Annotated in this window: 23 protein-coding genes and 3 pseudogenes; 15 read left to right on the top strand and 11 right to left on the bottom strand. The window is 54.9% G+C overall.

Annotated elements, in window-relative coordinates:
- The first annotated feature begins 96 nt into the window (after nucleotides 1–96).
- On the top strand, nucleotides 97–249 hold the full coding sequence (locus J5274_RS18530; protein ID WP_219275445.1) for a hypothetical protein: 153 nt from the start codon (nucleotides 97–99) through the stop codon (nucleotides 247–249).
- Nucleotides 250–347: 98 nt separating this feature from the next.
- Here J5274_RS18530 and J5274_RS18525 read toward each other — a convergent pair whose 3' ends face one another.
- Entirely contained in the window at nucleotides 348–1,580 is a 1,233-nt protein-coding gene (locus tag J5274_RS18525; RefSeq protein ID WP_219275444.1) for a type II toxin-antitoxin system HipA family toxin, read from the bottom strand.
- Nucleotides 1,580–1,960, bottom strand: coding sequence for a helix-turn-helix domain-containing protein (locus tag J5274_RS18520; protein ID WP_219275443.1), 381 nt, complete (start codon nucleotides 1,958–1,960; stop codon nucleotides 1,580–1,582). Before J5274_RS18520 ends, J5274_RS18525 begins: the two co-directional genes overlap by 1 nt.
- 375 nt (nucleotides 1,961–2,335) lie before the next feature.
- On the opposite strand from J5274_RS18520, the gene J5274_RS18515 reads away from it, so the two are divergent.
- Nucleotides 2,336–2,647 carry a hypothetical protein gene (locus tag J5274_RS18515; protein WP_219275442.1) on the top strand — a complete coding sequence of 104 codons (312 nt, stop codon included), beginning with the start codon at nucleotides 2,336–2,338 and terminating at the stop codon, nucleotides 2,645–2,647.
- 552 nt (nucleotides 2,648–3,199) lie between these two features.
- Here the strand turns inward: J5274_RS18515 and J5274_RS18510 are convergent.
- Together J5274_RS18510 and J5274_RS18505 are read right to left on the bottom strand one after the other, a co-directional pair.
- Nucleotides 3,200–3,430: a DUF6429 family protein gene (locus J5274_RS18510; protein ID WP_142832068.1), complete on the bottom strand. Its 231-nt coding sequence runs from the start codon at nucleotides 3,428–3,430 to the stop codon at nucleotides 3,200–3,202.
- A 203-nt stretch (nucleotides 3,431–3,633) separates the two neighbouring features.
- Nucleotides 3,634–5,265 carry an FAD-dependent oxidoreductase gene (locus tag J5274_RS18505; RefSeq protein WP_219275649.1) on the bottom strand — a complete coding sequence of 544 codons (1,632 nt, stop codon included), beginning with the start codon at nucleotides 5,263–5,265 and terminating at the stop codon, nucleotides 3,634–3,636.
- A 590-nt stretch (nucleotides 5,266–5,855) separates the two neighbouring features.
- Here J5274_RS18505 and J5274_RS18500 point away from each other — a divergent pair.
- The 3 genes from J5274_RS18500 (at nucleotide 5,856) to J5274_RS18490 (ending at nucleotide 8,234) form a co-directional block, all read left to right on the top strand.
- Nucleotides 5,856–6,086 carry a helix-turn-helix transcriptional regulator gene (locus J5274_RS18500; protein WP_209187840.1) on the top strand — a complete coding sequence of 77 codons (231 nt, stop codon included), beginning with the start codon at nucleotides 5,856–5,858 and terminating at the stop codon, nucleotides 6,084–6,086.
- On the top strand, nucleotides 6,083–7,345 hold the full coding sequence (locus tag J5274_RS18495; RefSeq protein WP_219275441.1) for a type II toxin-antitoxin system HipA family toxin: 1,263 nt from the start codon (nucleotides 6,083–6,085) through the stop codon (nucleotides 7,343–7,345). Before J5274_RS18500 ends, J5274_RS18495 begins: the two co-directional genes overlap by 4 nt.
- Before the next feature lie 610 nt (nucleotides 7,346–7,955).
- The gene (locus J5274_RS18490) at nucleotides 7,956–8,234 is read left to right on the top strand and encodes a helix-turn-helix transcriptional regulator (protein ID WP_219275440.1); all 279 of its coding nucleotides are present in this window, start codon (nucleotides 7,956–7,958) and stop codon (nucleotides 8,232–8,234) included.
- Nucleotides 8,235–8,629: 395 nt separating this feature from the next.
- On the opposite strand, the gene J5274_RS18485 is transcribed toward J5274_RS18490, so the two are convergent.
- Nucleotides 8,630–9,439: a mechanosensitive ion channel family protein gene (locus J5274_RS18485; protein WP_219275439.1), complete on the bottom strand. Its 810-nt coding sequence runs from the start codon at nucleotides 9,437–9,439 to the stop codon at nucleotides 8,630–8,632.
- Between the two features lie 229 nt (nucleotides 9,440–9,668).
- Nucleotides 9,669–10,439: an SDR family NAD(P)-dependent oxidoreductase gene (locus J5274_RS18480; protein WP_219275438.1), complete on the bottom strand. Its 771-nt coding sequence runs from the start codon at nucleotides 10,437–10,439 to the stop codon at nucleotides 9,669–9,671.
- A 599-nt stretch (nucleotides 10,440–11,038) separates the two neighbouring features.
- Between J5274_RS18480 and J5274_RS18475 the strand changes: the two genes are divergently transcribed.
- Nucleotides 11,039–11,467, top strand: coding sequence for a MucR family transcriptional regulator (locus tag J5274_RS18475; protein ID WP_219275648.1), 429 nt, complete (start codon nucleotides 11,039–11,041; stop codon nucleotides 11,465–11,467).
- Between the two features lie 465 nt (nucleotides 11,468–11,932).
- Here the strand turns inward: J5274_RS18475 and J5274_RS18470 are convergent, their stop codons facing one another.
- From J5274_RS18470 to J5274_RS18450, 5 genes and pseudogenes are all read right to left on the bottom strand, one after another.
- Complete coding sequence (locus tag J5274_RS18470; RefSeq protein ID WP_219275437.1) at nucleotides 11,933–12,499, bottom strand: hypothetical protein; 567 nt, start codon at nucleotides 12,497–12,499, stop codon at nucleotides 11,933–11,935.
- Between the two features lie 36 nt (nucleotides 12,500–12,535).
- Nucleotides 12,536–12,960: pseudogene (locus J5274_RS18465) on the bottom strand (type II toxin-antitoxin system VapC family toxin).
- Nucleotides 12,957–13,223 carry a type II toxin-antitoxin system prevent-host-death family antitoxin gene (locus J5274_RS18460; protein WP_219275647.1) on the bottom strand — a complete coding sequence of 89 codons (267 nt, stop codon included), beginning with the start codon at nucleotides 13,221–13,223 and terminating at the stop codon, nucleotides 12,957–12,959. The pseudogene J5274_RS18465 and the gene J5274_RS18460 overlap by 4 nt, the downstream one beginning before the upstream one ends.
- A gap of 92 nt (nucleotides 13,224–13,315) precedes the next feature.
- On the bottom strand, nucleotides 13,316–13,549 hold the full coding sequence (locus J5274_RS18455; protein WP_219275436.1) for a hypothetical protein: 234 nt from the start codon (nucleotides 13,547–13,549) through the stop codon (nucleotides 13,316–13,318).
- Nucleotides 13,550–14,449, bottom strand: coding sequence for a HEPN domain-containing protein (locus J5274_RS18450; protein WP_257625709.1), 900 nt, complete (start codon nucleotides 14,447–14,449; stop codon nucleotides 13,550–13,552).
- Between the two features lie 632 nt (nucleotides 14,450–15,081).
- On the opposite strand from J5274_RS18450, the pseudogene J5274_RS18445 reads away from it, so the two are divergent.
- The 9 genes and pseudogenes from J5274_RS18445 (at nucleotide 15,082) to gmd (ending at nucleotide 25,963) form a co-directional block, all read left to right on the top strand.
- A pseudogene (locus J5274_RS18445) lies at nucleotides 15,082–16,005 on the top strand (IS630 family transposase).
- A 506-nt stretch (nucleotides 16,006–16,511) separates the two neighbouring features.
- Complete coding sequence (gene cysD / locus J5274_RS18440) at nucleotides 16,512–17,411, top strand: sulfate adenylyltransferase subunit CysD (protein WP_219275435.1); 900 nt, start codon at nucleotides 16,512–16,514, stop codon at nucleotides 17,409–17,411.
- Nucleotides 17,411–19,306, top strand: coding sequence for a sulfate adenylyltransferase subunit CysN (gene cysN / locus J5274_RS18435; RefSeq protein WP_219275645.1), 1,896 nt, complete (start codon nucleotides 17,411–17,413; stop codon nucleotides 19,304–19,306). The genes cysD and cysN overlap by 1 nt, the downstream gene beginning before the upstream one ends.
- A gap of 579 nt (nucleotides 19,307–19,885) precedes the next feature.
- Entirely contained in the window at nucleotides 19,886–20,686 is an 801-nt protein-coding gene (locus J5274_RS29375; protein WP_219275434.1) for an ABC transporter permease, read from the top strand.
- Between the two features lie 9 nt (nucleotides 20,687–20,695).
- Nucleotides 20,696–21,439: an ABC transporter ATP-binding protein gene (locus J5274_RS18425; RefSeq protein WP_219275433.1), complete on the top strand. Its 744-nt coding sequence runs from the start codon at nucleotides 20,696–20,698 to the stop codon at nucleotides 21,437–21,439.
- Nucleotides 21,440–21,473: 34 nt separating this feature from the next.
- The gene (locus J5274_RS18420) at nucleotides 21,474–22,742 is read left to right on the top strand and encodes a glycosyltransferase (RefSeq protein ID WP_219275432.1); all 1,269 of its coding nucleotides are present in this window, start codon (nucleotides 21,474–21,476) and stop codon (nucleotides 22,740–22,742) included.
- A complete protein-coding gene (locus tag J5274_RS18415) occupies nucleotides 22,739–23,917 on the top strand; it encodes a glycosyltransferase (protein ID WP_219275431.1) in 1,179 nt (392 codons plus the stop codon). Before J5274_RS18420 ends, J5274_RS18415 begins: the two co-directional genes overlap by 4 nt.
- A gap of 419 nt (nucleotides 23,918–24,336) precedes the next feature.
- Nucleotides 24,337–24,510: pseudogene (locus tag J5274_RS18410) on the top strand (IS110 family transposase); the annotation flags it as partial.
- A gap of 358 nt (nucleotides 24,511–24,868) precedes the next feature.
- Nucleotides 24,869–25,963 (top strand): GDP-mannose 4,6-dehydratase, encoded by a 1,095-nt coding sequence (gene gmd / locus J5274_RS18405; RefSeq protein ID WP_219275430.1) that lies wholly within the window; start codon nucleotides 24,869–24,871, stop codon nucleotides 25,961–25,963.
- The last annotated feature ends 2 nt before the right edge of the window (nucleotides 25,964–25,965 follow it).

Genomic DNA, 25,965 nt, shown 5'->3' with positions numbered 1-25,965 from the left:
TGTCGGCAAGTGGGACGATCTGGCAGAGTTGATGCCAGCGAATGGTTCGCTTGCAAAAGGGTGTTTGCGGATGCGTGATGGCGATACCTCAGATGTATGATCCAAGGACGAGAGAAGCCTGATCGTCGTCAGGGATGGGAATGCCGCGCCGAACGCGTGCGTGGAGGCGGCGGCGGTGGCGTCGAAAACGGAGGGTTTGCCAAGATGCAGCTGGTGGGTCTTCCGATCTCGCGCTTCCTCGGCCCCTAATTTAATCACGCGCTTTCAGCACCGCGTCGGTCGCTTGAAGGCAGGCGCAATAGATCATATCTGACGAGTTATGGCATTCAACCATTCATATATGATTGTTAGAGCGCCAGAGCGATTTCGGTTTCATCATTCAGAAATGCCGGTTCGTAGGCGCGGGCCAGGCTGCCGGTAACACCGACAAGACGGAACGCCTCGCGCCATTCATCCGAAATGCGGCGTGCGGTTTCCCGGATCGTCCGGCGTGCGTCGGATTCGAGTATCTCGAAGAATTCGCACGCTTCCAAGGCGAGCATAATGGATCGGTCGTGCGCTCCATCCTCCACAATTGCGGTTTCGAGATGCGGGTTGCGATCAGGCGCAGGGTTCACGTCGAACATCGGCGACAGACGCCAGCGACCCCCGCCGACATAGAGAAAGCCGTGGTTCTTCAGGTGATCATCCTTGTTCGAGACGAGGATGGTGAAGATCAGGCGCAAATAGAGTTCCCGGAAATCAGCCAAAGGTTCGGCCGCGGCCATCCGCATGAAATCGACGATCTCGGTATAGGCGCCTAGTTCCGTCCCGGTCTTGGCCAATGCGGTGCGCGCCGAAATGTAGGGAATACGCGCGGTTCCGCGTCGGTCGAACCTTCGCAGCAGCGCGACGGGAAACGGGGTTTCCGTCAGTTCCAGACGCGCCTCTGGCGTGCGAATGCCGCAGGCTTTGGCGAGGCGGAGGGTTGCGACTTCGACGCGCTCGATGGGTTGCTGGTCGTGGACGGAGGTGAATTTGGCGAGCCAGAAGTTCTCGCCATCGATGACATTGGCTTTGGGGCGAGCCCCCCCCGAGCCGCCGGCTCCAGCGAGCGCTTGCATATCCTGTGCGGAGATCTCCTTGCCCTGCTCGTAGGCCCGGGAGATGGCGGTGATGGCCTGCAGGTCGATCAGCCGCGGCACGGCCTTGGTTTCTCGTCCTTTGATGATCGCTCCATTCGCATCGACGAAGCGCAGAGCGCCCTGTCGGCAAGTATCGTCGGAGAGCGTCAGATATTCAAACTCGGAGAGGCCATTGCCGTAGGTGCGTTCGAGAAGCCTGCGACCCCAGCTATCGGGTGCTGCATCGGAGAAGACCCCTGCGAGCGCGTCACGCGTGTTGCCCGACTGGCCGGAGGCGTGGAAGGAGCTGCCTTCGAGCGGTAAGGTCGGTTGTAGCGCAAAGGCGCGGGGGTTCTCGATCCAGGCGGGATCATACGAAAAGGCGGAAAACTGGCGCGGTCCGGCCTGCGTGAAGCGCAATCGGCCGACGGGTGTCAGGCTTTCACCAAGGGCGACATGAGCGGCAAAGTCGGGCATCAGAAGGCTGCGCCATCTGGGTCGATGACGTCCTTTTCGTCTTGTTTCGTCTTATGATCCTGCGTTTCCTGCCTGCGGAGTTTTGCGGCAAAGGATTTTCCGCGTCTCGGCAACTGTTCGGCGGCCAACGCCAGACCCAGATCATCCGTGCGTATGTCAAGGAGGTCGGCCAGGCGTTCGACAAGCCCCATGGCGACGAGAACATCGGCAAGCGTACCGATGCCGACACCCTGATCGCCTTTTTCGAGCCTTGCAACGGTACTGGGAGACGTCCCGGCGCGAGCTGCGAGATCAGATACGGCGATGCCGCGGCGCAAACGTGCGTTGCGCAGGTCGTACCCCAGTCTTTCAAGCGCCGATTTAGACTTAGGCGAGGCCAACGCATTTCTCCGTATATGAACCATATAGCTTTAATGTCACTCATATATGACAAATTAACGCCTTCTTCAAGCGAGAGTAGCTGACAACTGAGGCGTATAGACCGGGGCAACGCCAAATCCCTGGGGCAACGTGCTGCAACTCACCTTCGCAAACGCCAGATCGGTTGCGATAAACCGCTCCCGCATCGGTGCGATCAGCGGACGGGATCGGTAGGCGGATGGCCGTTCTCACGGCCACGCACCTCGAGAGAGGCGGCGAGATCGCGATGCTATGAAGAGAGTGCAAATCTTCTCAAGCCAGCCTTACCTGCCAAAATGGTGATTGATTTGGTGGACACCGCGCGGCTGGGATAGAGGCTTTAACAGGTGAGGTGAGTGGGCGAATGGACACCGTTCACAAAGATCACCGCAGCCCTTGAGGCGGGCGGCGTCATCTTCATCGACCAGAACGGACGGGGCGCTGGCGTGTGTCGATGGAAACCCCCCACAAATGATCCGCGTCAACCGGCGCGCCTCTACAAAGAAATCCACCTGGTGGTCGTTCGATCTGGTATACGTCAGGTGAGTGTCTGCGATTGCATCGACGCCGTTGGAAGGCTTGCCGCCTGGGGAGGGTGTGGCGAGCCTTTTTTCTGTTATGCTGCGCTCAACAAATTCGTGACTTGCTATAACACAAAGTATCCGTGACTATTAGCGTGCTGGCCCTGGAGTGTCGTTTCGCTCCAAGCGTGACCCCCCTAGCAATCCGGAGGCCAGCACCTCCCCCCGCTTTGAAGGCGTTGATGAGGCCAAGGGTCGACGAATAACGTCTGACTCGCCCCACCAAGCCCCTACGTCCGTCACCACCGGATCAAACACGACTGTTTATATGCAGAGTTACGATGACCAAAATTCCCGAGACTTATAGGACGCAAGGAAGCCGCAGATTTTTGCGGTCGTCGACAATCGGCGCGATGATCGCACCCGCCGAGGTCAGCAGCAACCTCCTGTAGGGGTGTACTGGACACGGGACCGCAGGATCGGGACACCCCTCAACCCTCTGTCTGGACGCTCTTCCACGAGATGGCTCGCTGATCGCCCATGTCAGCGGGCAGGTCTCATGTCCAGATTGATCACTACGGCGACGATGGACCGTCGATCCGCAATCCTCGCTTGCGTAAGAGCTTGCACGCCTCGCCCACCATACCACCAGCCGGACCGACGAGCTCATACCCTGGAACTGGAAGGCGGAAAAATCCGCTATCGCGGGGGCGGCGTAAACAGCGTTTGAAACAGCTGCTTTGAGCGCTCCACGCCCTCATCCGTCAAGATCACGGACTTCGCCTTGTTGACCGGGTCCCCGATCATCCCCTTCTTGAACAGCCGATCCATCGTGCCCCAGTCAAACCCCTTCCAAGCACGACCCTCATGAAGCGTCAGCCACAGCAGCGCCAAGACTGCGTCGTCAATTTTATCTTCGTCTATATCCATCGGGGAATATAGTCAAAGCCAGCTTGCCTGAAAACCCGTCTGGCTATAGCCGATGCCGCCTGTTGCCATAAGCTCGCGGGAACCGTGTCGGAAACCGAAAGGACAACAGGATGCCCACCCACCGATCGGAGCCATCCATGACGCCGTCTGTCCTCGCACCCGCGCCGACGATGACGGCCATCAGAGGAACGATCGGGGCTATCTTACATCATCGCGGCCAGGGCGGCGTGTATCTGGGCAACGACAGCCGCGCCTTCCCCCACGGCGGCGGCAACCCGTTTGGTGGATCCGGCTCTGACGTCTCCTATTGCAAAGATGTTTGGCAGGCTCGTCTCAAGCGGGAATGCCGGCCGCCCGCCGGCGGCATCGGAAAACCTGCCGGTGCAGATAAAGCCGTGTTCATCTGTCTCGACGTGGGCGCGGACCCACGCCGCGTTCGGATCCGCGCCGATGAAGAGGAACATGTGCCGCATGGGTATTCGACGTTCACGGGCGGTCTGCCTGTCTTTCAGAATTGCCCCGCATAGGAGTCGCTCGCTATCGGCTTCGAGCCCAACCACCTCGCACGTCGTATGGATCTCGACGTTCGGCAGGGCGGCGATCCGGTCGATGAGATAGCTTGACATCGTCTCTTCTAGCTTCCGCCTGACGATCAGGCACAGCTTCTTGACCTGTGGCGCGAGGAAGACAACCGCCTGGCCGGCGGAGTTCCCTCCGCCAATGAGGGCGATTTCCTCGCCGGCACATAGCCGCGCTTCGATGGCGGACGCCCAGTACGAGATGCCGGCGCCCTCAAAGCTGTCGATGCCGGCGATGTCCGGACGACGGTAGCGTGCACCGGATGCAATGACGATGGTTCGGGCAGCAACGGTACGGCCGTCCGTCAATGTCAGGGCATGGAGCGCGCCCGGACTCGATTTCGGAACCAAGTCGGCCACCTGCAGCGGAAAGGCAATCTCGACGCCGAATTTGAGGGCCTGATTGAAGGCGCGCCCGGCGAGCGCGAAGCCTGAGATGCCCGTCGGGAACCCCAGATAGTTCTCGATCCTTGCCGACGCACCCGCCTGGCCACCCGCAGCCCGTTCGTCGAGGACGATGACGCTCAGGCCCTCCGATGCGGCGTAGACGGACGCGGCAAGACCCGCGGGGCCGGCGCCGACAATCGCCACGTCATAGACCATATCTTCCTTGAGATCGGGCGTGATGCCGAGACACAGGGCAGCGTCGCCATCCGTCGGGTTTCTAAGGACGGTTCCATTGGGGCAGACCATGAGCGGTAGCTCCGAGGCAAGGATGCCCAAGCGTTCGACCAACGCGCGCCCTTCCGTGTCTAAGGAGGCATCGAGCGTGACATAGGGGAACGCCACACGCGACAGAAATCCCTCGAGCCTTGTCAGTGACGGTTGGCCGGGCGTGCCGACGAGCACGGACCCCGAGCCTCCGGCACTTATCAGCGCCACGCGGCGCAGAATGAAGGCGCGCATGATCAATTCGCCGATGTCGGCCGACCCGATGACCAGCGCACGCAGATGCGGTCCATCGAAGGCAACCGCAGTGCATCCATCGGGGCCGGCCTTGCCGTCGACCAATATCGGACGGCCGGAAAGCTGGCTGACTTCGCCGGACATCTGCCCGGCGCGATGCGTTGTGAACTGCGCGCGCCGTGTCAGGCCATCATGGCGAAACGTCTCGATCGCGCCGTCAAGGACGAGCCAGGCGGGAACGTGGTGGTCACCGACCGAGAAAACTTGTTCGCCGGGCGCGAACCGTGTTGGCTCGCCGATGGAGAAACGCTTTGCCGTCTCCATCTGTAGCGGCGAGAGCACAGGAAGCATCTGATATTCACGGGAGCTGAAATCGGTCGTCACACGCCTCTCCTCAAGGTTTCGAGCGGGTCACGATCGACCCTAGGTAGACATGGAAAGCCTGCCGAATTCCAAGAGGTTCAGCAGCTTAACCCCCGTCTGGGACGAAGACCCCATTTTATAAAATCAATGGCGTACTCAAAGTCGGCGCTCCACCTTTTCCGGGCCTTTCCGCCTCTACTTTCCCGGTCGTCTCGCGGCCAGGGAAGAGCGCATGGAGCCGGAAAAACGAAGCGAGCGAGGACACAGAGCGTCTTGATTGGTTTTAGGGTGAAATGAAGCGTAGGGCCATTCCAAATTCCATTCCAACTGAAGAACGGGAATTGCGAAAGTTTCATCCGGGCGTCGCGCGTCGATGATGTGAAACTCGATGATTCAGCCATTCAGTGTCTCCCCTTGCTTCGGCTGGGCTTGCGGCTGACTATGTTTATAAATCGAAATATTCCCGATCGGGAATTTCTGGTGGACGGTTACGCTAAATTTCAACGGAATTTCCCGATCGGGAATATACTGTAGACAAAAGGCCGATTTTCTTGCTATTTTCCCGATCGGGAAATAAAATGGCAAAACAAGTTAGCAGTCCAGCCGAGATCGGCGCCCTGGTCCGCAGCACACGCAAGGCACAAAACTTGCGGCAGGACGAGCTTGCCGGCGTTTCTGGCGTCGGCCTGCGGTTCATCGTCGATCTCGAAGCCGGCAAACCGACAGCACAGATCGGAAAGGTCTTGCAGGTTTTACAAACGCTCGGTTGTTCGATTGATATTCTAGACCCAGGTGAACGTAGAAAATGACGGTAAGGGTACTTAACGTCTGGTGGAATGGTCGCATTGTCGGACAGTTCACCCAAGATCGGCACGGCGACATTGGCTTCGCCTACGCCGAAGCTTGGCTTGAGGACGAAAAGGCACTTCCGCTTTCTGTCTCCCTACCGAAGCGTCCAGAGCGTTTCTCTAGCCAAGAATGCCGCCCATTTTTTGGCGGCCTACTGCCAGAGGAAAGCCAGCGTCTGGTTGCGGCGCAGGCGTTGGGTGTTTCACCTGCCAACGACTTCGCCCTTCTTGATCGCTTGGGCGGCGACGTCGCCGGCGCGCTTCAACTTTTGCCCGAAGACCACGAACCGATTGGAGGAGGTCTGATTGCCGATCGGCAAACAGCAGCTCTCGACGAGGCCGGAATCGTCCGGATACTGGACGCACTTCCGACGAGGCCGCTCTTGGCCGGCCAGGAAGGCTTGAGGCTATCGCTCGCGGGCGCCCAATCAAAAGCTCCAGTTGTTCTAATCGATGGCCAAGTCGCACTTCCCTTACCAGGCCAGGCGACGACGCACATCTTGAAGCCTCCGATTGCGCGCTTTCCAGGGACGACCGAGAATGAAGCCTTCGCGATGATGCTTGCTGCCGCAATCGGGCTCGACGTTGCTCCCGTCGACCCGAGGTCCGCGAATGGTCGCCCTTTCCTTTTGGTCAACAGATACGATCGCCACCACGATGGCGACGGTGTGGTTCTCCGCATCCATCAGGAAGACTTCTGCCAAGCGCTGGGTGTGCCACCTGAAACAAAGTATGCAAGCGAGGGCGGGCCGACCTTTAAGGATTGCTTCGAGCTGTTGCGTCGGGTCTCTGCGCGGCCGGGCACGGACATCGTAAAGCTCTTGGATGCTACGATTTTCAATCTCGTCATCGGAAATGCGGATGCTCACGGTAAGAATTTCGCGATCCTCTATGACCATTCTGGACCTAGGATGGCTCCGCTGTACGACCTGCTTTCCACCGTGGCCTATCCAGATCTTTCCCCTAAATTGGCTATGCGGATCGGCAAACGCGCGACGCTTGCTGACATGGACGCTGATGGCTGGCAGGCTTTCTCGAAGGAGACAGGTGTCAGCTTACCTTTAGTGCGCCGTCGGGTGAAAGAACTGACTGATGCCACAGGGGACGCGATCCCCCGGTTATTGGAAGATATGTCCCCACTTGCCGCAGACCCTGTGTCGTTAAATCGCGTAGCGGCTTTGATCGCAGACCGTGCCAAACTCGTGGCCCTGAGCATGTAACTCAACAACGCCAAGCATCTCCGCCGACATAATTTAAATATTGAGGTGTAGCCCGGCTCAAAGGACTGCAGCGTTTATGGCGTCGGCCAGTCGAGGATCAACGCCCTGACCGCCGCAGATGGTCTGTACATCCCCGACAAGGGCCTGGGAGTGCGAGTGCCGTCGGTCCCTGAAGCTGCTCGTTGGCGGGTCATGCGTTACGCGTCCGGTCGATGGTCAATCGGGTGAGAAGAGAACGCAAGCATGTCCATGGCTCGCGGTACCAATGGCAGTTATTCAACCCACTTTAAGGGGTTAAATAACGTGATAAGTTGCATCATCTGCACCATTGAAAGGGTCAATGGACATGCTTAACGCTGGAAACCCACTTTGATGGCCGGTGGTATTACGCCGTGACTATGGCACTCTTGGACGGCAAACTGATGCCTGATTTGTCGAGCAGAAAGCACTGGCAGCCAGGCTTGGCGCGTTTGCCAGACACCTGCACCTGGCTCCGGCCATGGCGAAGGATATGGGCCGGTGCCGGACATTCGGGACTATGCGATCGAGCACTGCATTGGGATCGCAGACGGCATCCTTGCGGCGTGCGACTGATTGCAAAGGACAACTCATGGCCCGATGGAGAAAGCCGACGAAAGAGGAGGTTCTGCAAAACCAGCGAACACTGGCGGAACGGGCTCGAGCAGGGGATCTGCGGCTGCCCGGCGCCGTGGCGGAGATCCGGAAAGGGATCGGGATGACGCAGGAGGAGTTTGCCAAGGCACTTGGGCTATCTAGACGCCAAATTGCAGAACTGGAAGCAGGAACTGCTAATCCCACACTGGAGACATTGAAGAAGATCGGTCGGGCCTTCGGTTTCGGGGTTGGTTTTACGCCCAGAGGTGGATGACCGACAGAAGGCCATGACGTCAGGAGGCGAGGGCGTTGAGGACTACGCCCATCTCGTCGGTTGATAGGCGGCCGTGTCATTTCAGGGGCGTTCGGATGCGTGCAAATGATCCAGAGCGCCATCGAGCACGCGCTGTCTCTTAGATCCCTGTCCTACCTCAGGTGCTGAAGTGTATAGCTTCACCGTCGATCGCGATCTTAGTGGTGGGGCGGAGATCTCAATGCAGAATGGAGCGTCAAGCCCCATACTACGCGACGTCTCCGCTTCCTTGACCGTTGAGACGGTGAGGTGCCAATGCCGTCGATATAGGCACGTCTGTCCCTCGCCAAACAGGCCACTTACCCGCGCGAGTCCAACATTTCGCATGTCCGGCACGGGCCGATACGACGTCGTCCTTATCGAATGGCAATTCCTTCCGCCTTCAGTCCGTCCTTCAATGCATCAATCATGTCGTGACGGGTTTCCGACCATTGTGATGTCGTCGCCCAGTACTGGAGCGTCAAGACGGTCTTGTCGGCGGTAAGGTCATCCGAGAAGACACGGGGAGGCGGGTTCGCTTTGACGCGTTTGTCTGAGGTCACGATGCCGATGATGGTCCGTTTGACCGCCGCGGCATCCACATCGTTGCCTATCGCCACCGAAAGCTCCTGGCGGCGCTCTCGTTCCCTGCTGTGGTTGGTGATCGGCGTATTCCACAGCGTCGAGTTCGGGGCCATCAGGTACAGACCGTCTACCGTTTTCATCTCCGTTGCAAACAGCCCGATCTCGATGATGAAGCCTTTGACGTTGCCTGTCTCGATGTATTCACCGACCCGGAGAGGGCGGAGAACGAGAAGCATGATCCCCGCCGCGATATTCTGAAGGGTGCCCTGCAGGGCAAGGCCAATCGCCAGGCCCGCGGCGCCCAAGGCGGCAAGGAGCGAGGTCGTCTGGACGCCGAACTGACCGAGGACGGCCACGAAGACGAGCACCAGCAGTCCGTAATGGACGACGCTCTGGAAGAAGCGGGCCAGGGTCTCGTCAATGCCATGGATGCGCGACATTCCCTTGTAGACCCATCGGCTGATCACTCCCGAAAGGATCCAGCCGATCACCAGCAGGACGATGGCACCGACGATGGAGAAGGAATACTGCACCGCGAGCGCAGCGAGTTGGCTGAAGGCAGTTCGTGTCGCGACGAGGATGTTGTCAGGCTGGGGATTCATGTCTGGTTCTCGGTTTCCGTCTGCACAAAACCGGCATGGCAAAGCTTGGTTCCAATTACAGACGTCCGATAGCTCTTGTCCCGAGACGTTCGACAGCGAGAGACAATCTGGCGTGAACGATGTCGAAGACTAATGTCGCGGCAGAATTACACAGTCTCGGCAATGTCGGCTGGCCCACCCGCTGCCCGATCAACCCGATCGGTGTCGTCATCGAGCGCTTCTCAATGTGCTACCCGAAGAGGCCCACACCGGTCAGTTCTTCCAACTTGGCAACCAGCTGGTCTTGAAAGCCTATGTCGGTTACCTCGGCACTCGGCTGTCGTTGCTGGCGATGATGCCAGTAGAAGCCGGCGACCTTGGCGGATGAATCATCGCTCGCCGCAAGCCAGCTTTGGGTTTCCTGCCCGGTCTTGAGGTTGCCTGGTGCTCCGGCTCCACCCATTTTGGTTGCCACCCAGCCCGGATCAACGGAATTGCTCAACACCTGCGGCCAGTGGCGGCCGATCGCTGCGGCCAATGCGGCGATGTGCAGTTTGGTTTCCGCGTAGGCTTGAGATGGACTCCACTGTCTTGCCGTCCAATCGATGTCCTCAAGAGAGCCCCCACCACCTTGGTGCAGCCCGCTGCTGAGATAGACCAGACGGTCCGGGCGATCGATCAGGGCTGTCAGAATATAGGGTGCCAGCGTGTTGATGGCCAGCGTCCGCGCATGACCTTCGGGGGTATTGCCACGCTGAGGTTCGGCATAGACCCCAGCATTGTGAATGACCGCATCCATTCGGCCGATCGCGTTCACCTGATCGGCAAGTTTGCGGGTCTCGACTGCGCTCGTGAGATCGCCGATGACGACAGCCAATGCACGGGATGCGATGCTTCCCAATGTGGAGGCCCTTTCCCTGGTCCGGGCGTGAAGGACGACCTCGTGGCCTTGTTCGAGGAGCGAACTGGCAGCAGCAAGGCCGAGGCCATCAGAAGAACCGGTGATGAAGATGCGGCGCAAGGGAAACTCCGATTAAGGATCTTCAGATCAGATGTGGGTCGTACCCTATCACGATCGGTCGCCAGAACAGCGTCGCGCGACCGGACGGCCGCCGAAGGCATCTCCAGGTGACATGCAGGTACCGCCAGACCCGTCGAGCCTTTGCTTGCTTGCCCGCTGCCTTTGCCTTCATCGGCGTCTCTGCCCTTCAACGTCGAGCTGGACGATGAAGGTCGCGCAGGCAGTGACCGTCGAAGGACATCGTCGGACGGTCAGGCTCAATAGGCAGCGTACATCGAATAATTCGCGCGCGATGGTGGGTAATGACGCAAGCGTGCTGATCTTGTAGATCGCAAGCCTTATCGTCCCGGCGCTATCGGCATTGCTCGGCGAATGGCAGGGCACGCAAAGGTATGTAACGCCGACCCGGTGCAACATCAGCGCGGATTTGCAGCCAAGTATACTTTCTCCGAAACCCGTTACCATCTCGAACAGGGTTATTAAACCTATTTTCCGCCAATATCAAAGTTGCGTTTCTGTTGTTTATATGAAAGAGACTACACCTACTTTTATTTCGCTGGCTGATCAGGGCGGCGATATTGAAAATAGAGATCGGACGGATGGAAAATCTAGCAAACGCTGCCAGCGAGGACTTACTCGTTGAATTGACCTCAGACATCGTATCGGCCTACGTGAGTAATCATGTCGTTCCTATGAGCGATTTGGGCTCCCTCATCGCCGACGTCCACGCGGCTTTGTTTTCGAGCTCGATACCTCCCGCTGAAGTGGCTGCCGAAAAGCAGAAGCCGGCCATTTCGGTCCGCAAATCTCTCCAGGACGATCAATTGACGTGCCTGGAATGTGGGCTTAGCTTCAAGTCGCTGAAGCGCCATTTGATGACCAGTCACTCCCTTCAACCCGATGAATATCGCGAGAAATGGGAGCTTTCGAGCGACTATCCCATGGTCGCCCCGGCGTATGCGGAGGCGCGTTCACGTTTGGCCAAGGAAAGTGGTCTTGGACAGAGGCGTCGGCAGAAGGTGGCCTGACACGATGGGGCAGGGCATCTTTTGAAAATCGATACCCATCTTACGTCCCCGGTTCCATGGGCGAACCGGTCAACGCCCTCGGTCCTTGAACGGGCGAAGTGTAACCGCCACGCCCGATCGCAAAGTCTTCCAACAGGATCGGTGATTTCATGCTTCGTTGGGCCATGGTTCGTCCGGTGTCGCCTGCAAGAGGCCATCGGAATGGGAGTGTCAATCGATGACAGGCGACTGTTCGGCCTGCTGCCGAGTCTTGCTGTAGCCTTCAACTGTCGGTTTCAATTGAAGCGCTACCCTAAAAATTCCGGTTCCAGGATCTCCTCCCTACGGTTCCACCCGCAATCGGGGGAGGAAAGCTATGCTTTTAGCCGCCGATGAAATGCCGGCGTTCTACCAGCGAGGATCGGGCCACTCTGCATGTTCCCAGGCGGCGAATTCTGCCGGAGAGATCAGGTTTTTATCGCTGTTCTACAGGCGCATAGGGTAAAAGCGGTCATACATCGGGTCGAAACTTGCGAGAAGTTGCGCAAAGCCGGCCTTCCTTTGCGTTTTCGTCCATGAGCAATAGAGACCGCCGCGACTGTCCATCATGTCGAACACTTCAGACCGAGCTGGATCCAGGCGCTGCCAAAGATCGATGATACTCCCGGCCTGCGCTCCAAAATCCTCGCGCAATCCATCCTCGATAACCGCCTCCAAGGCGTAATCGATGGCTTGTGTCTTGGCCGTGTGATCGAGAAACGCGAGAGATTGCCTCAGGAGCCTTTGCTGCAACATAAGAACGGGCCAAAGGATCTGGACACCATAGCGGACGCCGACTTCCTCAGAGTGTTTGGGTGGTTGAATAATTTCGCGCTGCCGCTCATAGGCTTTTCGCACATCATACCTCAACCCGAGGAAGGAGCCTTCCTTGTCTTTCACAAGAGGCGAGCGATCGTTTACATCGTGGACGACTTCATGCAGCCACGTGAGGGACGTGTAGTCTCCGATCAACAGGATGCCGGCGTAGTTCTTGAGCAAGCGGTAGGAAAGCATCCGCAGTATCCTTTGAGAGCCCATGCGTAGGCCAAGTCAGACCGCCCATGGGTCAACGAGCTCTATTCCGAAGCCTTTGAAATCCTTTGTATTACGCGTGTCGCAAGCGTCAAATCGCGAGCGACGGCGGTGGCCGCGATCAGACCGTCCATGGATGCAAGTCCCCGGCCGCTTCGCTTGGCGAGAGCCATGAGATCACCCCAAGCAAAGGCAACATGCCCAACCAACGGCATAATCCTGTTTTCGAAACGTCGGGGCAGATCATGCGTAAGCCACGTGTCCAAGGCGTCGCGCTTTCGCCCAATCTCCATCAGCGCAACGCCGCGGCGGATTTCGGCAATCCAGACTATGCTGATGAATGTGCGATCTTCGTCAAGCCCGTGAAGCCAATTCAAGACACATTCAGCAGGGCGAAGTTTTGTAACTTCGGACAGAACATTGGTGTCGAGGAGTAGTTTCATAGAGCCAAGTCGCGCGGCTCGTCTCTTAGACTCTCAGTGTCCAGATCGGCGCCACGCAGAGGCGACGCCAATAGAAATTCCGCAAGCGATCCCCTACGCGCAGTCTTCTTCTCCCACTCCTCGGCAGTGACGACCACCACGCTCGGCTTCCCGTTGCGGATAATGGTCTGAGGCGCCGATTGCGCGCGCTCCATCACCTCCAAGAGGTTTGCCTTCGCCCCCGCAACTGTCCAGCTCATATCATCGTGCGTTGATGTGTGCATAATCTCACCCGTGATTAGAATGACCATCTTGACTACGATGCCTGAGCAACGCCGCTGCAAGCGTGCGGTCAAACCGTGCAGCGGGTGCCATCTTAGCGCATAAAAAATGACATAGCCAAACGCCATAGCCGCTGGCGAGATTTGTTCGCCCCAGACCCCGAACGGCGAAACATGTGATATTTTCCTTTGAGTCTCCTGCGGCTGAGGCCGGGTTGACTGATCGAGGCAGCGGATATCGCCGCAGGATTTAGCCTTAAAATATAATTCGGAATGTCTTCTCTGCCGATGACATGCTGGCTAGAGTGGTCAAATTCAAGTTCAGACATTCATTTAAGCCTTTCGGCGCAGATCTGTGCGACGATGTCCTGAAGCTGCTTGATGTGCTGGACAAGCCAGCCGAGCTCTTCCGCAGTGATTTCGTAGTGGGCGGAATAGCGGGCATCGACATAGGCACGGTCGAGTCGGGTGAAGCACCGCCGTGCGAATTTCGTATCTTGAGGCCAAACCTTAATGAGACGTGGCTCGATCCGCTCGGCGTGTGTTCGCAACATGCTCAACCGATGGGATTTCGGGCTGTAGAGGGTCATTATGAGAAGCACGCAGTGATAGGCCCGTTCTGTTGTTTGATGGAGCATAAATGCACCGTCGCGCCAAATGCCGTTCGCGATACTGAATTCAGCGACAGTCATCGCCTCAGTCGAAAGCGGAAACCACTGTTCGAAATGTCGCCGTGCTTCTTCGCGCTCAGCCTCTGGCGTCAGCGGCTTGGGCTCTTTCAGAGGATGCCCCGGGGTTTCGTATAGCATGATGCCATCTCGGGCAATGTCGACAAAGAAGGGCAGGCCGCGGGCAAGTTTATCATTTATGTCCGGCAAGCTATGAACGATGACTTTGGCCGGCGTCTGGAGGCGGGGGGTAGTGGCAAACTCCTGTGTCAGGCGTTCGTCGATCTTCAGCCAGACGTCGTTCTCCTCCGCAAATCTATTGGTGTTGACGATGGCCAAAAGGTCATAGTCAGAGCGATAGCCACTGTCGTGATCTTCGACCCAGTCACCACGAGCATAAGAGCCAAACAGGATCAGCTTCAAAATCCGTCCAGCGCGAGCTTTTTCGGACAGTTTGGTTTTCTGTTCGTCTTCGAACGCCTCAAAGATGATCTGCACGACGTGAGACAACTCGCGGCGTTTTCTGTCGGGCAGATGGTCAAGTTGGTCGGGTACGATCAAAACGGCCTCGTGAGAATTGTCTTTGTGAACCAACATTGTTGAAGATGAATTTTTCACCGCAAACGCAAAAAACGCAAGCGCTGGCGTGCTGCTATTAGACCGGTTCCCGCTCGTATTCGCCAGCGAGCCAAAGGTTGGCCTAGGCGTATGACGGCACACTCTGCCAGAGGACGATGTGGTGGATGATTACATAACCACTTTAAGTACCCTAACGCGATCACGCTGAGCTGTGCCAGTCGGCCGCCTCAATCCACGTTCCATCCCCGAGAGGTGCCCAGCCATCGAGCTGAGTATTCTGCAAATACGGCCTCATGTGTGCAACTTCAAGCGAGGCCTTGATGCTTAGGCTTAAAGCCAGACGGCCGCCGGGCGATCCTCGGCGAATTCACGAAACGTAATGCTGGCGCCACGACCCTGCCTCTGTGCAAATCCCGTTTGGCGCGGCCGTACGTTAATTGATTTACAGAAGGCGGCAACGGTTGCATTGACTTGACCGCTGGACAATGGGCTCCAGATGGCGGTGGCCACGGTATCCTTGCCGGCTTCGACTCTAGAGCGTCGGCCGGTTTCTGTGAATCTGACGATTCACTTGGCTTCGATTTTATCGATTCAACATGGCAGAAGGATTTGCCATGTCTCGCGCCTATTCTTCGGACCTTCGCCAGCGGATTGTTGATGCAATCACGCAAGGCGAAACGCGTGGTACAGCCGCTGCTGCTTTCAAAGTCTCGCCCGCCACGGCTGTTCGGCTTAAGCAGTGGGCGGATCGAAAGGGCTCGGTCGAGCCGTCCCGGCGCGGTCGGCCTAGCGGCGGAAAAATGGGCCCTTTCCAGGATGCCATTATCGCCAAGTTCGAGGTTCAACCGGATATAACCATGCCCGACCTGGCGACTTGGCTGGAAGAGCATCATGGTGTGAAAGCTGATCCTTCGAACCTGTCAAAGCTTCTTTGCCGGGCGGGCTTCACCTTTAAAAAAACACTGCTGGCATCGGAACGCGAACGCGCCGATGTGCGCCGGGAGTGCTATGCAACAGAGCCCCGGACGTCTCGTCATCGTGGATGAGACTTCGGTCAAGACCAACATGACACCACTGCGTGGCAGGAGCATCAAGGGCAAGCGCCTGCAGGCGGATGCGCCTTTCGGCAAATGGCACACCCAAACCTTCATCGCCGGTCTGCGCTGCGATGCCATCACGGCACACTTTGTCGTCGATGGGGCACGGATGGAGACAAGTTCGACACCTACATGCGAACTCAACTCGCACCGACGCTTGAACCAGGCGACGTGGTGATCTGGGATAACCTCAACGTCCACAAGAGCTCCCGAGCAGCGGCGGCCATCGGCGAAAGGAAGGCATGGATACTCTACCTGCCGCGATATTCGCCAGACAACAATCCGATTGAAATGGCTTTTTCGAAGCTCAAGGCACTCTTGCGAAAAATGAAAGCAAGGACTTACGACGATCTCTGGAAAGCCGTCGGAAAAGTCTGCGACCTATTCACACCGCAAGAGTGCTGGAACTATTTCCGCCAGGCCGGATGCGTTGCACATTAATTGCCGACGCTCTAGCGGCGAATGCGCCGAGCGTATTGTTGGCACCCACCAATCGAGCCGTCATCAGCGCGCCTGGCTTGCTGCCGCGAGCGACAGCGACTATTGGTAGCAGCGTATCCACCGACCGACCCGCCGGCCATACCGACGGCCCAATGTCGGTCGCACCGGCTCGCGCTGAATGTTCGCCGCGAGCAGGGCTCTTAAATACACCGTTCACTTTCTGACCGGCGACGTTGCCGTCGAGTAGTCCGCGTGACGGATAGATCGCTCGCTTTACTCTTCAGGTCGCTCTTAGCAGTACTCAGCCAACGAAATCTCCGTTGCGGAGGGCGGTTCAAGTGGTAAGAATACAGCCTCTTGAATGACTATCTACTCAAGGTTCGCATTTTACGTTCTCATGGATCGGAACAAGCGAAAAATCTGATTCTGCGTTGGTCCCATCGATGATATTAAGTAAAGTAGAACCTACCGACCGAAAACACACTATTATCCAACGAGGGCGATCAATGCACGAAAGCCATCTGCAGAGGCTCGAAGCCGAGGCGATCCATATTTTCCGGGAGGTTGCCGCCAGCTTTTCGAAACCGGTCCTACTCTACTCGATAGGAAAAGATTCTTCCGTACTGTTGCATCTGGCCCGCAAAGCATTTTATCCCGCTAAACTACCATTTCCACTTCTGCATATCGATACGACTTGGAAATTCCAGGAGATGATCGCTTTTCGCAACCGGATGGCGGAAGTTATGGGCTTTGAACTATTGGTGCACATCAATCAGGAGGGGCTGGCGCGGGGTGTCTCTCCCCTCGTGCATGGCTCGAATGCTTACACCCACATTATGAAGACCTTGGGGCTGCGACAGGCGCTGGATAAATATGGGTTCGATGCGGCGTTCGGCGGAGCGCGTCGTGACGAAGACAAATCCCGGGCCAAGGAGCGAATATTTTCGTTCCGCAACGCCGCTCATGCTTGGGATCCTAAATATCAGCGACCAGAAATGTGGAAGACCTACAATACCCGCATTGCCACAGGAGAATCGATCCGTGTCTTCCCTCTGTCGAACTGGACAGAGCAAGATATTTGGCAGTACATCCTGCGGGAGAAGATCGAGATCGTCCCACTTTATCTCGCCGCCAAGCGGACCGTGGTGCGACGTGACGGCGCACTGCTCATGGTCGATGATAGCCGCATGTTGGTCCGACCAGAGGAGATCATCATGGAGCGCATGGTGCGGTTTCGGACACTCGGCTGCTATCCGCTAACCGGCGCGGTCGAGTCAGAAGCAGCAACCGTCGAGGATGTCGTCCTGGAACTGCTGATTGCCCGCACCTCTGAGCGGCGGGGGCGCCTGATAGACCAAGATGAATCCTCTTCGATGGAGAAAAAAAAGCGAGAGGGCTATTTTTGATGGATATCACTCGATCCGAGAAGGCGGCAAATCTCGATTTCGTGCTCGATCAGGAAGGCAGGTCTCTACTGCGATTTATTACCTGTGGATCAGTGGATGATGGAAAATCGACCCTGATTGGCCGCCTTTTGTATGATGCCAATATGATCTTCGATGACCAGCTTACGGGACTAGAGAGCGACAGCGTCCGTTACGGTACCGTCGGAGACGACGTCGATTTTGCCTTGCTGCTCGACGGACTGGAGGCTGAGCGTGAACAAGGTATCACCATAGACGTCGCCTATCGGTTCTTTTCGACCAATAAACGCCGGTTCGTCGTGGCCGATACGCCCGGCCACGAGGAATATACCCGTAATATGGTGACAGGCGCATCGACTGCGGACCTTGCAGTCGTGCTAGTCGATGCGCGACGAGGGGTCCTACAGCAGACTCGGCGTCACACTTATATTTGTTCCCTGCTCGGCATCCGCCACATGGTGTTGGCGGTCAATAAAATCGATCTCGTCGATTACGACGAAGTTTTGTTCAACAAAATCCGTGCGGATTACGAAAGTTTTTCCAGCGCGCTTGGGTTCGAGACCCTGTGCGCTATCCCTACTTCGGCGCGCTATGGCGAAAACGTGGCAACGCTTTCGAAACGAACGGGATGGTACAGTGGCCCGACTTTGCTCCGCCATCTAGAAACTGTTGTCACTGAGCGAATGCAGGCAGAAAGTCCGTTCCGCTTTCCCGTGCAGTATGTTTCAAGACCCAATGCGAGTTTCCGCGGATTTGCCGGGCAGGTTGCCTCGGGCTCAATTTCCGTGGGAGATCCGGTCGTTGTCGCCAAGTCCGGTCAGTTGTCGAAAGTCAAGACTATCGTGACCTTTGACGAGGAACTCGCGACCGCAGTTGACGGCCAGGGAGTGACCATCGTGCTGGAGGATCAGGTCGAGGTGTCGCGTGGAAACATGTTGGTGTCACCTGGAGCGCGCCCGCATGTGACCGATCAGTTTCAAGCGCATATAGTCTGGTTCGATGCGAACAGCCTTATTCCGGGGCGGAGCTATCTCTTGAAAACTGAAAACGACAGTACTGAAGCAACCATAACTGCGCTGAAATATGCCATAGATATCAATCGATTCGTTCAGAGGGCCGCAAAGACGCTGTGCATGAATGAAGTGGGGGTCTGCAATATCTCGACCCAGGCACCGCTAGCGTTTGATACCTATGCGGAGAACCGTGCGACTGGAAATTTTATTCTGATCGATCGGCTGACAAATTCTACGCTAGGCGCTGGCATGATCGATCATCCTTTGCGCCGGGCACAGAACATCCATTGGCAGTCGCTGGAAATCGGCCGCGCCTTGCGTGCGAAGCTACTACGCCAAAGCCCTACCGTGATTTGGTTCACCGGGCTGTCCGGTTCAGGTAAATCGACTGTCGCGAACCACCTGGAGAAACTATTATATTCTAAGGGGCGCTACACATACATTCTGGATGGCGACAATATTCGCCACGGGCTAAACCGGGACCTTGGCTTCACCGATGAGGACCGGGTGGAGAATATCCGCCGCGTCGCTGAAGTCGCCAAGTTGATGGCAGATGCAGGGCTTATCGTGATTGTCTCGTTCATTTCTCCGTTTCGCTCCGAACGGTCGCTAGCACGCGAGATGATGGAAGATGGAGAGTTCATCGAAGTCTTTGTCGATACGCCGCTTGAGGAGTGTGTTCGGAGAGACCCGAAGGGCCTTTACCGCAAGGCTCTTCGCGGCGAAATTGCTAATTTCACCGGCATCAGCTCAGACTACGAGCCACCACAGAACCCAGATCTCCACCTAAAGACGCTGACGGCCGGGCCGGACGACCTCGCAATGGAAATCAGCGACTGGCTTTACTCGAATGGCCGGATGTGACTAGCCGCCCTGTATAATTTATTATACGTCCTTTTTCTTTTTTAGTGTGTTTCAAAGTTAGGGTTGATTTCCAAAGAGCGTGACTGGTTCGATCCGGCGTGATTCGCGGCGAAAGGGGCCACTTTGAATATCAAGGAACGCGCTCTTAAGCGCCTTCTTACGCTTTATGTCGCTGGTCAGGCCCAATGAATTGAGGACCTCTGTCACACGTGACTTATCCGCAAACCTTCTATAAAGACTCACGCTGCCTCCCGCGCACTGGATATAGACGCCGCGGGTTTGGAGCATCCTAGTTCTGATCAACCACGAGCCAAGTAGCAGCGATATGAATACCAACACCAGCGGATCACAGCGAAAAAGACCTCTGAGTGCTCACCGGCTTGAGTTTGTCAGCTCCTGACCTGCTTGCCGTCGCTGAATTGGCAGGCAGACGTTGGGTGTGTCCTATATGCAATCCGCCGCCTGCTGTGACACCAACGTGTGACGATCCTATCCATCGAATGGCTATTTGCACTCCATTCCGCTATCAAGCGACCGTCCGCAAATCGCTTGCCGTTACTGAAAAAGGACATAAAGTCTATGCCCACTCGACCTATCCATGACGCCTTAAGTGACGTTGCTGAGGCGATAAGAAAACACCACCTTGCAACAATTTTTGGTTGGCAAGATGTCGCACAGCGCTATCAAAGATCTCGCATTGGAGCGTTTTGGATAACAATCAACATGTCCGTCCTGATGTTGACAATTGGGGTCATTTTCGGATCTCTATTCAGGACGCCAATGGTAGACTTTCTTCCGTATCTATGTGCTGGCCTTGTAGTTTGGGGATATCTATCAACAGTAATTGGTGAAGCATGTCTAACCTTTGTTTCCGCGGAAGGCGTGATACTTCAAATCAAAATACCAATGTTCACACACATTATGCGCCTAATATATAGGAATGTAATTGTATTCCTTCACACCGCGGTTATCATACCTGTAGTGTTGGTCCTCATGGGTCATTCACTAAGTTGGAACATGCTCTTAGCCCCGTTCGGCTTTCTACTTGTTACGGCAAATTTGGTATGGATCAGCGTTTTTCTATCTGTTTTGTGCGCCCGGTACAGAGATATAACTCAGGTCATCCAAAATATACTTCAGATGGTTTTTTACGCAACACCCATAATTTGGAAGCGTGATGTGCTACCCGAAGGAATGGTGCAGTACCTATTGAACTTTAATCCTGCGTTTCATCTAGTTGAAATTGTTCGCGCACCCCTTTTAGGGCAACTTCCTTCTGAATTATCGTGGATCGTGGCGGTATTTCTGCTTCTTGTGGGCTCCTTCTGCAGCCTGCTGTTCTTCGGTAAATTTAAAGACCGCGTCCCGTACTGGTTGTAAGGATATAGTATGACTTCCATCAATCTCAAAAATGTAAGCGTTGAGATACCGGTGTTCAACGCGTCTTCTCGCTCTCTAAAAAACCACATTGTAAATGTCGCAACAGGCGGAAGCATAGCCAGATCTTCAGGGGTCGTAACCATCAAAGCGATAGATGATCTCTCTATCGCGATCGGAGACGGAGAGCGAGTTGGTATAGTCGGGCACAACGGAGCAGGCAAAACAACTCTTCTCCGAGTTCTGTCCGGCATTTATGTACCGACTAATGGATCTGCGCAGATTACAGGGAAATGCGTTTCATTGATCAATATTGGCCTTGGTATAGACCCTGAGGCCACAGGACGCGACAACATCAGGCTAAGGGCCGCCATGATGGGCCTTGGGTTGAAAGAATTGAGTCGCCAGTTCGAGGATATTGCGGAGTTCTCTGGTCTCGGCGGTTTTCTGGATATGCCATTCCGAACTTACTCAAGCGGCATGCAACTGCGACTGGCGTTTTCAGTCTCCACAGCAATCCGTCCGGAAATACTTATCATGGATGAATGGCTATCTACGGGTGACGAGGACTTTCGAATCAAAGCTAACGCTAGACTTCAAGCAGTCGTCAATTCGACAAGGATACTGATTTTGGCCAGCCATTCGAGAGACTTGTTGCTAACTCACTGCGATCGAGTTATCTGGCTCGAGCATGGACGTTTGAAAATGGACGGGCCTTGCGCTCCTGTATTAGATGCCTATTTTAACGGCGGCTAATGGGCAAATCGAATGTGGCACGGGGACAAGTGATTTGAGTGACAACAGCGGCCGAGTTTTTATCATAGATCATATGTGTGTCCTGCCATATGGGCACAACTTAAATGCACTTGTACTTTTCGAAAAGGCTCTTCAAGGTAGTTTTTCACAGTCATTTGCTCTAGCCAGCCGCCATCTTCCAGATGAGGCAGAGCAATCCGCACAAGTACTGAGAGAGCTAAAATATCCATACCGTGGCCTTATACCCGTCCCTGTGAGGGAACCGGTCTCGGGCAAGACAGCTGCTTCATCTAGTAAAGTTTTAGGGCAGATCGCCACTTTGGCTTGGAGAGCAATGTATACCGGATGCAATGTAGTCTTTGGTTATGACTACATGAGAGCTTCCTTGAAACGAGATTGGAAAAAAGTTTTTCGGCGTCACAGAATTGGGAAAGGAGATTGTCTCTTTTTCCCAAGTTCTGAATTTTACGGTTGTGTGTCGCTGCTAGATTTTCTCTGCGAATTGCCGGAAAGCGCTCGTCCTAGCGCGCATTTTCGGTTGATTGGTGTCATGGAAAGCGCCAGCTACGAACTTGAGTCAGGACGACCTCGCTTCTTCCGAGAACTTAGGCGAGCAACCGAAGCTGGAATAAATCTTAGCCTTTCGGCAGAGACACCGGCATATTGCGAGTTTGTTGAGCGGATTACGGGCTTGAAGGTCGAATTTCTTCCTTATCCGCTGGCGAATGCTCAATCTGAAGTTACATGGGGCGAGAACAAGGTGGTTTCATCACCTGGACAGGGCCGAGCTGATAAGGGTTTCATGCGATTGCAAGGAATTGTCAAGCGGGTTCAAGAGCGCGTCGGCACCTCGGCGTTTAGGTTCGATGTTCAGGATATGAGAAAGGGTGATCGACATTTTCGCAAAAGGTATCGTAGTATCTTATCTTACACTCCGAACTTGCGATTACGTCCTGCGCGCCTCAAACAAGTAGAAATCGACCAGATGTATCGGGAAGCAGATATATTTCTACTTCCTTACGACTCTTCTACATACTCTTATCGTGGATCTGCTGTGTTTCAAGAAGGTATTGCAGTCGGGCGTCCCGTAGTTTGTGGTCACGGTCTAGGGTTCTCCACACTGGTTGAAAAGTATGGAAATGGCCTATTGGCGTCTACAGACGTTGAATTTGCGGAATGCATTATTGAAATGGCGTCTTGGGGTCGAGATGAGGTTAGTCAACGTATGGTCGATGCTCGAATGATGTACGAAAAGGATTTTAGTGACGGTCTAAGAGCTGTCGTAGCGAGTATTACACGATGACCAGAGCACCTATTGCTTTCCTAGACCATCCATTTCATAAAAAAACCAAATCTAGCAATTTCTTTATAGACATTCTCTCTAAAGAATTCGATGTTCATGTGTTTTATCTTGAGGGCGACCCGAGAGAAATGATGCGTGAACTTGGAGATTCCAATTATGAAACAGTAATTTGCTGGCAAACTGAATTCTGTGCGCCCTACTTTTTAATGAGGGGCAAAAGAGTCGTTTGTGTGCCGATGTATGATGGGGTAGCGAACGCGCCGGATTGGTATTGGTTGCCAATGCGACAGGCCAGGTTTGTAAACTTTTCTCGAACCTTACACCAAAGACATCGAGCCTTAGGCATAGAGTCGATCTATGTAAAATACTTCGGAACAGCAAAAGATCACGAGCAAGCTACATTCGAGACGCTCCGCGGAATTTTTTGGCAAAGGCGCCCGCAGGAAGGTCTCGACTCAAGATTTGCAAGAAGGGTGCTCGGTCGCGTTGTGGATGAACTCCATATTCATAACGCTCCCGATACCGAAGATGCGCTCGAATGGGAGCCACAAGACGATGCGACGGTGTCTTACTTTACTCGGGAAGGGAATACGTACAGGGAAGCGCTGAAGTCAAGCAATGTGTTCCTTTGTCCCCGCCGCACCGAAGGAATTGGCCATCCGTTAATTGAGGCTATGGCCCGCGGAATGTGCATTGTGGCTCATAATCTCCCTACCGCCAACGAGTACATTGTTGACGGAGTAAACGGTATACTTATTGATTACGATAATCCTTCTTCGTTCGAAGCATTGTCGCCGCGACGGCTCTCAAATTCGCGGGCCGAAAAATTGGGCAAGCAGGCGCGGTCTACTTACCTACGTGGTCGCAATGAGTGGCAGAAATCGGAAAATTCGCTTCCTTATTTTGTACAAACAGTGCCGGAGCCTGACTTCACAGAAAAAGATGTTAGTTTCGCGGATCGATATTTAAAAATTTCACGTTATGCACATAGTGATTTCTACCGCTATTTACACGAACTCCTCAATCTTCAACGATCTGGACTGCTTGGTTCAGAGGCATCATCGCTGTCGCTTCGGGAAATTATCAAATGGCGTCTCATTGGCGTGCCTGGTTCTAGAATGGCCTGGCGACTAACAAAAAGGTTTGGCCGCCGCGTCAGGTCCGTCTTCAGATGAATTTATCGGGGAACTAGCGCTCGAGGATCTTTTCATCGCTGCCGCTAAGGGCAATACTGGCCTGATCGATGAAGCCGGTGAGACGGTGTCGGGCGTGCCCTTGGCGGATGCATGGGGAAACATCATGCACCGACGCTCTAGCGTTTCAGACAGGGCAGTTCGTGAGCGCCGAGAACTCGGTTGTAACGTAAGCCCACTGTGAATGCCGTCTTGCGATCATGGGCTATTGACTGCTAGTCCTAGTGGTAAAACTAGACCGTATGTTCGTTGGTGAAGGCCGCTCACCCACGCTGTAGATTGTGTGGGCTCTGGAAGCGGCCAGGGTGAACTACCGATCAGCGAGGGAAAACATGACAAGCGAGCAAGTAGTGACCTGATGTGATGGACGGCCTCCGCTCCCGGCACCACAATGTGCCAAAATGTGGGGTGTCGAACTCACATTCATTGGCCTGGACACATCAAAATTGAAGATTTCCGTGGCGGTTGCCGACGGCGAACGCAACGGTGAGGTTCGGTTTCTAGGTGACATTTCCTCTGAACCCGCGTCCGTCTCGGCGATGGTCAAGAAGCTGGCTAAACGCGGGGCCAAGCTTTGACAAAGAGCGTCTCGTCGTGACCTGATGTGATGGACGGCCTCCGCTCCCGGCACCACAATGTGCCAAGATTTGAGGTCGAACTCACGTCAGGTCAGAAATCGATGCTCCCATCGCAAACCTTTGTGCACAAAACTCAGATTCACCACCTATTGCCAAGCCCAAAAGTCGAACTCAGGGTGGGCGTCTACTAGACGTTCTTTGCTAAAAGCAACTCTCAATCGACAATCTGACTCACCGCTAGACGATTGGCTCTCTATCCGGTAAAGGCAACGCTCGTGAAAAAAATCGTTTAGCCGCAGGAAACCAGTTACAGCTTGCCGATCGCAAGCGCGGCAGTCAAAGGAGAGCGACCTTAGTGAGTGACACGCAAAAAATTGCTCTTATTACCGGGATCACCGGGCAGGATGGTTCCTACCTCGCGGAGCTGCTTCTCGAAAAGGGCTATCAGGTACACGGGATCAAACGTCGTGCCTCTCTTTTCAACACTGATCGTATAGATCATCTTTACCAAGATCCCCATGACAAGAACCAACGCCTCGTCTTGCACTATGGTGACATGACGGACTCCTCAAGTCTCGTACGCATCATCCAGCAAGTGCAACCGGACGAGATTTACAACCTTGCCGCTCAATCCCACGTTGCGGTGTCCTTTGAAGAGCCAGAATACACAGCTAATTCTGATGCCCTTGGGGCATTGCGCATTCTGGAAGCCATACGCATTCTCGGGCTTGAAAAGAAAACACGTTTTTATCAAGCCTCTACTTCAGAGCTCTATGGTCTCGTCCAGGAAATCCCGCAAAAAGAGACTACGCCCTTTTACCCACGTTCGCCCTACGCTGTTGCAAAACTTTACGCGTACTGGATTACTATTAATTACCGAGAAGCCTATGGCATCTATGCCTGCAATGGCATCCTCTTCAACCACGAAAGCCCGGTTCGCGGTGAAACCTTCGTAACACGGAAGATCACACGCGCCCTTGCTCGTATCAAGCTAGGTCTTCAAGACTGCCTCTACCTTGGTAACCTCGATGCTTTGCGTGATTGGGGGCACGCGAAAGACTACGTCGAAATGCAGTGGCTGATGATGCAGCAAGATACCCCGGAGGATTTCGTTATTGCAACAGGCGTACAATTCAGCGTCCGCGATTTCGTGGATGCCGGGGCGAAAGAAATTGGCATTTCGCTTAATTGGCAGGGCGAAGGCGTGAATGAAAAGGGTTACGATGGCAGCGGAAAGTGCATTGTAGCGGTGGATCCCCGTTATTTTAGACCCACGGAAGTCGAAACTCTTTTGGGTGATCCAACAAAGGCTAAAGAGAAGCTTGGGTGGGTGCCGAAAATCACATTTCAGGAATTAGTCGCGGAAATGATGCGGGAAGACTTGAAAGCTGCGCAACGCGACGAATTGGTGAAAAATTATGGTTTCTCTGCCTACAATTATCACGAGTGAGT

Source organism: Rhizobium sp. L51/94, from assembly GCF_019355555.1.
Classification (GTDB): domain Bacteria; phylum Pseudomonadota; class Alphaproteobacteria; order Rhizobiales; family Rhizobiaceae; genus Rhizobium; species Rhizobium rhododendri.
Note: the sequence above shows the minus strand (reverse complement) of the source record. Positions and strands in the feature narration are given on the sequence as shown.

Excerpts from the sequence above, each read along its gene's own strand:
- J5274_RS18525 (WP_219275444.1), bottom strand. The coding sequence starts at position 1,580 with ATGCCCGACTTTGCCGCTCATGTCGCCCTTGGTGAAAGCCTGACACCC.
- J5274_RS18415 (WP_219275431.1), top strand. The coding sequence starts at position 22,739 with ATGACCAGAGCACCTATTGCTTTCCTAGACCATCCATTTCATAAAAAA.
- cysD (WP_219275435.1), top strand. The coding sequence starts at position 16,512 with ATGCACGAAAGCCATCTGCAGAGGCTCGAAGCCGAGGCGATCCATATT.
- J5274_RS18505 (WP_219275649.1), bottom strand. The coding sequence starts at position 5,265 with ATGCTTCCTGTGCTCTCGCCGCTACAGATGGAGACGGCAAAGCGTTTC.
- J5274_RS18470 (WP_219275437.1), bottom strand. The coding sequence starts at position 12,499 with ATGCTTTCCTACCGCTTGCTCAAGAACTACGCCGGCATCCTGTTGATC.
- J5274_RS18455 (WP_219275436.1), bottom strand. The coding sequence starts at position 13,549 with ATGTCTGAACTTGAATTTGACCACTCTAGCCAGCATGTCATCGGCAGA.
- J5274_RS29375 (WP_219275434.1), top strand. The coding sequence starts at position 19,886 with ATGCCCACTCGACCTATCCATGACGCCTTAAGTGACGTTGCTGAGGCG.
- J5274_RS18530 (WP_219275445.1), top strand. The coding sequence starts at position 97 with ATGATCCAAGGACGAGAGAAGCCTGATCGTCGTCAGGGATGGGAATGC.
- J5274_RS18490 (WP_219275440.1), top strand. The coding sequence starts at position 7,956 with ATGGCCCGATGGAGAAAGCCGACGAAAGAGGAGGTTCTGCAAAACCAG.
- J5274_RS18500 (WP_209187840.1), top strand. The coding sequence starts at position 5,856 with ATGGCAAAACAAGTTAGCAGTCCAGCCGAGATCGGCGCCCTGGTCCGC.
- J5274_RS18510 (WP_142832068.1), bottom strand. The coding sequence starts at position 3,430 with ATGGATATAGACGAAGATAAAATTGACGACGCAGTCTTGGCGCTGCTG.
- cysN (WP_219275645.1), top strand. The coding sequence starts at position 17,411 with ATGGATATCACTCGATCCGAGAAGGCGGCAAATCTCGATTTCGTGCTC.
- J5274_RS18425 (WP_219275433.1), top strand. The coding sequence starts at position 20,696 with ATGACTTCCATCAATCTCAAAAATGTAAGCGTTGAGATACCGGTGTTC.
- J5274_RS18475 (WP_219275648.1), top strand. The coding sequence starts at position 11,039 with ATGGAAAATCTAGCAAACGCTGCCAGCGAGGACTTACTCGTTGAATTG.
- J5274_RS18460 (WP_219275647.1), bottom strand. The coding sequence starts at position 13,223 with ATGCACACATCAACGCACGATGATATGAGCTGGACAGTTGCGGGGGCG.
- J5274_RS18495 (WP_219275441.1), top strand. The coding sequence starts at position 6,083 with ATGACGGTAAGGGTACTTAACGTCTGGTGGAATGGTCGCATTGTCGGA.
- J5274_RS18485 (WP_219275439.1), bottom strand. The coding sequence starts at position 9,439 with ATGAATCCCCAGCCTGACAACATCCTCGTCGCGACACGAACTGCCTTC.